The sequence below is a fragment of the Sphingomonas bacterium genome, from assembly GCF_903643065.1.
Lineage (GTDB): Bacteria > Pseudomonadota > Alphaproteobacteria > Sphingomonadales > Sphingomonadaceae > Sphingomonas.
The window spans coordinates 1-4,853 of sequence record NZ_CAHJWX010000209.1 but is presented as its reverse complement, the minus strand read 5'-3'; the positions used below and the strand labels follow the sequence as shown (position 1 = coordinate 4,853).

The 4,853-nt window shown below is 65.2% G+C and carries 6 protein-coding genes; 2 read left to right on the top strand and 4 right to left on the bottom strand.

Annotated features, from left to right (window positions below):
• The 4 genes from HUU95_RS08510 to HUU95_RS08495 all read right to left on the bottom strand — a co-directional run.
• The coding region (locus tag HUU95_RS08510) for an aldehyde dehydrogenase family protein (RefSeq protein ID WP_174279727.1) at positions 1 to 1,118 on the bottom strand (1,118 nt) is incomplete at its 3' end.
• The gene (locus tag HUU95_RS08505) at positions 1,118 to 2,068 is read right to left on the bottom strand and encodes a cytochrome P450 (protein ID WP_174279726.1); all 951 of its coding nucleotides are present in this window, start codon (positions 2,066 to 2,068) and stop codon (positions 1,118 to 1,120) included. The genes HUU95_RS08505 and HUU95_RS08510, both read right to left, overlap by 1 nt.
• A 289-nt stretch (positions 2,069 to 2,357) precedes the next feature.
• Positions 2,358 to 2,675 (bottom strand): ferredoxin, encoded by a 318-nt coding sequence (locus tag HUU95_RS08500; RefSeq protein ID WP_174279725.1) that lies wholly within the window; start codon positions 2,673 to 2,675, stop codon positions 2,358 to 2,360.
• A gap of 75 nt (positions 2,676 to 2,750) precedes the next feature.
• The gene (locus HUU95_RS08495) at positions 2,751 to 3,476 is read right to left on the bottom strand and encodes a TetR/AcrR family transcriptional regulator (protein WP_174279724.1); all 726 of its coding nucleotides are present in this window, start codon (positions 3,474 to 3,476) and stop codon (positions 2,751 to 2,753) included.
• A 166-nt stretch (positions 3,477 to 3,642) separates the two neighbouring features.
• Between HUU95_RS08495 and HUU95_RS08490 the strand changes: the two genes are divergently transcribed.
• Both HUU95_RS08490 and HUU95_RS08485 read left to right on the top strand, forming a co-directional pair.
• Entirely contained in the window at positions 3,643 to 4,383 is a 741-nt protein-coding gene (locus HUU95_RS08490) for an SDR family NAD(P)-dependent oxidoreductase (protein WP_254602696.1), read from the top strand.
• A 19-nt stretch (positions 4,384 to 4,402) separates the two neighbouring features.
• Positions 4,403 to 4,853 (top strand): beta-ketoacyl synthase N-terminal-like domain-containing protein (locus HUU95_RS08485; RefSeq protein WP_302480109.1); only part of this gene is annotated, 451 nt, incomplete at its 3' end.

Here is a 4,853-nt window from a genome sequence, read left to right as displayed (position 1 = left end):
AAGAATCCCTTGTCCAGCCCGGCGGGGCGCCCCCCGCCCGTAACGAGCGTAGCGCCCTCGCTCAGTGCCACCTCGACGTAGCGTTCGGTCCGTGTCCGCGCGACGTCGCGAATCAACGGGCCCATCGTCACGCTCGGATCGGCCGGATCGCCAACCTTGATGTACGCCGCCATCGCCTTAAGCCGCGCGACATAGTCCGCTCGGATCGAATTGTGGACGATGTGCCGCGTCAGCAACGCGCAGCCCTGCCCTGCATGGATCGTGAAGCCTCCCAACCCGTTCGCGGCTGCTTCGGTCAGGTCGGCATCGGGACGGACGATCATTGCCGACTTGCCGCCGAGCTCAAGCAGCACGCGCTTCAGTGTCGGGGCGGCCTGAGCCTGGATAGCCGCGCCGACCGAGTCGGAACCGGTGAAACTGACGAGATCCACCCTACGGTCGCTGGTCAACGCCTCGCCGACCTCCTTGCCCCCGGTCACGATGTTGAGCACGCCCTTCGGCAGGCACGACGCATCGGCGATTTCGCCGAGAATCAGCGCCTCCATCGGGGTGTAGGGCGATGGCTTGAGCACGACCGTGCAGCCGACCGCCAGCGCTGGAACAATCTTCGCGAGATTGAGGAAGAACGGGAAGTTATAGGCGGTGATCGCTGCCACCACGCCGACCGGATCGCGCGCCAGCACCCCCGCGCCAAGCGTCAATCCGCCCGCCATGTCGGGTGTCGCCTCGACCGGCAGCGGCGTGACCGCCGGGCGCGAGGCGAGCGCGACCATGTGCCGCGCGTGCTGCATCGGCACGCCATAGTGAAGCATGCGCGCGAGCATCTGCGTCGATCCGGCTTCCGCCACGATCAGCGCAACGATCTCGTCCGATCGCGCGTCGATCGCATCCAGGAACGCGGTCAGCAATGCCTGCCGCCGTTCGACCGGCAAACGCGGCCACGGTCCGTCGTCGAACGCGCGGCGAGCGGCGCTGATGGCGTGATCGACATCGCCCCGGCCGCCGAGCGGCGCGTCGCCGATAACCGCCTCGGTCGCTGGATTGATGATGGCCTCGCGCTCGGCGGCATCGACCCATTGGCCGTCGATATACAGGGCGGAAGGGGTCCGCGTGGCCATCACGCGGCCCATTCCAGCTCGAGATGCTCTACCCCGAACAGCCCGCCGTGGACGACGACCGGAGCGCCGGGCTTCAGCCGCCACTCCGGCATGGTCGTCAGCCACGCATGCAGCGCGACCGATAGCTCGCGGCGCGCCAGATGCGAGCCCATGCAGAAATGCGGTCCGAACGAGAAGGCGAGGTGACGCACGTTTCGGCGATCCAGATCGACCGTCATCGGATCGGCGAATTCAGACGGGTCAAGGCTGCCGAGCGAATCGTTGCAGGTGATCCAGTCACCTGCTTTCAGCCGCGCGCCGGCAAGCTCGACATCGACCTTGCATTGCCGCCACGTCGTCACGACCGAGAAACGGCGCAACAGCTCCTCTATCGCCTTGTCAATCCGATCGGGATGTGAGCGCAGCATCCGCTGCTGATCGAGGTCGGTGGCAAGATGGCGGAAGAAGAAGCCGAGCGACGCGGCCACCGTATCAAGCCCTCCGACGAAGAGCAGGTAGAGGATGCCCTTCACCTCGTCGTCACTCAGCTTGCGGCCATCGATTTCGGCATGAACGACGATGCTCGTCAGGTCGCCGGTCGGATGAGCGCGGCGCTGGTTCGCCAAATCGCGCAGGAAATCGCGTATTGCGACGGCCGCCGCCGCCTTGCGGCCGAAGTCGGGCGCGTGCAGCAATGCGAATTCCCAGTCGATGAAGGTGTCATACAAGTCCTCGGGCAGGCCCATCAACTCCATGAACACTCCTACCGGGAACGCCCGCCCGAACGCGCCCATGAATTCACAGTCTCCGACGCCGCGCACCCGGTCGATCAGCGCCGCGCACCGTTCCTTGATCCGCGGCGTCAGCCTGGCGACGGCGGGCGGCGATAGAAGGGGGTTCAGCAACTGGCGGAACTTGCCGTGCTCTGGAGGGTCGAGTTCAAGCGGGATCAGGTCCCACTGCTCGCCCATCAGCGCCGAGAACCCCGCCTCGCCCCTGTTCGAGAACAGGTCGGGCCGGTTGAGGACGAAGCGGATGTCCTCCGCCCGGGTCGGGACCCACGATCCGCCCATCCTGAGATCGGCCGGATTCCAGAAGATTGGCCGGTCGCCATGCAGTCGGTGCGTAGTGGCGAAGGGGCATCTTTCCATTCCCGACCCGGCGTTGAAGTCGAACGCCTTGACCAGATCCGGCGGGACGTGCGCAGGAACGGGGGCGAGCGTGGGCGTGTCTTGCATGGCTTTCTCCCGAGCAATCGCTTCAGTCTTTCTGGGCAATCGCGACTTTGAGTCCGTCGAGCGCCGACCTGATGTCGATCTGGCACGACAACCGCGACGTGGCGGCACGACGGGCTGAGCAATCGAACAGGTCGCTCTCGTCGGCGCTCGGAGGACCTACCCGGTCAGCCCAGCTGCCAGCGACGACGACATGGCAAGTCGCGCAGTTGAAACACCCGCCAAAGAGAGCGAGCAGCTCATTGACGCCGGCGCCGCGAAACGCCTTCATGGCCGACAGGCCGAACTCGGCAGCGATATGTTGCGTGGTGCCCTCTCGCAGCATGACCGATCGGGCGACCATCCAGCACCTCAACCTCGGCGCTGTCATCGCGCCTGAAACATCTGCCTTGTACTGTACCGAAAGACGGTACGGCGTCTAGCCTTTGTTTCTACCCGCCGATAGCAGCTGGTCGAGCCGCTCCTCGATGGCGGACAGCCGCGCCAGCGTCGCATCATTGCTCGATGTCTCGGGGGCAATGACGGAAATGACGAAGTAATGCAGTCGATGGCGCAGCACCGCCTCGTCCCACCGCCGCGCCGATGCCAGCAGGATCATCTGTTCAGCCAGCCAATCGAGCAGTTCTGGAACGGTCACGCCCGCATCGCGCGCGCGCGCGTCCAAAAGCGATTCTAGCAGCCGCTCCATTGTCTGCTGCGCCAGCAGCGCATGCGCCGATTTAAATACCCGCATCCCGAAGCCCGACATACCTGTCGAAAGCGATGCATTGAGCCACCCGACCCGCTGGATTTGCATAATGGCCGCAACGAGCACGCGCTCGATGCGCTCTGCGGGTGATCCGGGACCCAGCAGCACGCCCTCCGACCAGACGCGAAAAGGCTGAGCGCGCTCGACAATCAGCGCGCGGAACAGCGCCTCGCGATTGCCGAACCGCCGATAGAGGGTCGTGCGCGACACCCCCGCCTCGGCCGCGACCTCGTCAAGCGACGCCGCATCCAAGCCCTTGCGAGCTACGCAACGAGCAGCGGCATCTAGCATAGTGTCGCCGGTCGCGTCGGCGCCCAGCAACAAGGCATAATCAATTCCGATCTTCTCCTGCGGCCTCGCCCTTTCCTTTTGCCCGGCTTCGTCTGCTATCCTCATCAGAAGATCGTACCAGCATCAGCTTGGTCCGCAACGCCCCGAGCGCATGCCAGCTTGACGAAGCTGATCGACCCGCCTTAGGTCTATTACTAGGTGAAATAGCTGGACCGGTGTAATTGTGAGCACCACAATCGTGACCGGCTTTAGCCCGACCCTGACGGGGCGCGTGGCCCTCGTCACCGGCGCGTCATCGGGACTAGGCGCCCGATTTGCTCACACACTGGCAGCGGCCGGTGCCAAGGTCGTGCTGGCCGCACGCCGCGCTGAACGGCTGGCCGCGCAATGCGCCACGATTGAGGCCGCTGGGGGCAGCGCCATCGCGGTCGGGATGGACGTCACCGATGAAGCCTCGGTTATCGCCGCCTATGATGCCGCGGAGACCGCGTTCGGCACGGTCGACACGATCGTTGCCAATGCAGGGATGAACGTCGAGTCGGCGGCCGTCGAGGTGGACGTCGCCCGATTTGACGAATTGATGGCGGTAAACCTGCGCGGTCCGTTCCTCACGGCGCGCGAGGGCGCGCGCCGCCTGATCGCCGCCGGCAGCCGCGAGCGACAGCACGGGCGGATCGTCATCGTGACATCGATTACGGCCTTCAAGATCGATGTGGGTCTGGCCCCGTACAGCGCGTCAAAGGCGGGCGTGGCGCAGATGGGCAAGGTGCTGGCGCGCGACTGGATACGTCAGGGAATAAACGTCAACATGATCGCGCCGGGTTATATCCGCACGGAGATCAACCAGGAATGGTTCGACACGCCGCAGGGCGCGGCGCAGATCGCCAAGTTCCACCGTCGGCGGCTTCTCGAGGCGGACGATCTCGACGCCGCGTTGCTGTTCCTCTGCTCGGACGGCGCGCGCGCCGTGACGGGCACCTCGATCACCGTTGACGACGGCCAGTCGCTTTAACCCCTATCGGAGTTCGTCCATGGCACATGCCTATATCGTAGAGGCCGTCCGCACTGCCGGCGGCCGCCGCAACGGGCGACTTGCCGGTGTTCATGCCAACGATCTTGGCGCGGTTGCGCTCGACGCGATCGTCGATCGCAGCGGCATCGATCCCGCGGCGATCGAGGATGTCGTCATGGGGTGCGTCAGCCAGGCGGGCGAGCAGTCGAATCATATCGGCCGCAACGCGGTGCTCGCCTCGCGCCTGCCGCAGAGTGTGCCCGCCGTCACGATCGACCGCCAGTGCGGTTCCTCGCAACAGGCCGTGCAGTTCGCCGCACAAGCCGTGATGTCGGGCACCCAGGATGTGGTGGTTGCGGCTGGGGTGGAAAGCATGAGCCGCGTACCGATGGGATCACCGGCACTTGCCGAGCAGGGTGCCCGATCGCACAGCGACACGGTATTCAAGCGCTTCGGCGTAGACGGATTCA

What these genes read in the sequence shown, in the direction of transcription:
- HUU95_RS08505 (WP_174279726.1), bottom strand. Translation starts at nt 2,068, where the DNA reads ATGGGCGAGCAGTGGGACCTGATCCCGCTTGAACTCGACCCTCCAGAG.
- HUU95_RS08500 (WP_174279725.1), bottom strand. Translation starts at nt 2,675, where the DNA reads ATGGTCGCCCGATCGGTCATGCTGCGAGAGGGCACCACGCAACATATC.
- HUU95_RS08495 (WP_174279724.1), bottom strand. Translation starts at nt 3,476, where the DNA reads ATGAGGATAGCAGACGAAGCCGGGCAAAAGGAAAGGGCGAGGCCGCAG.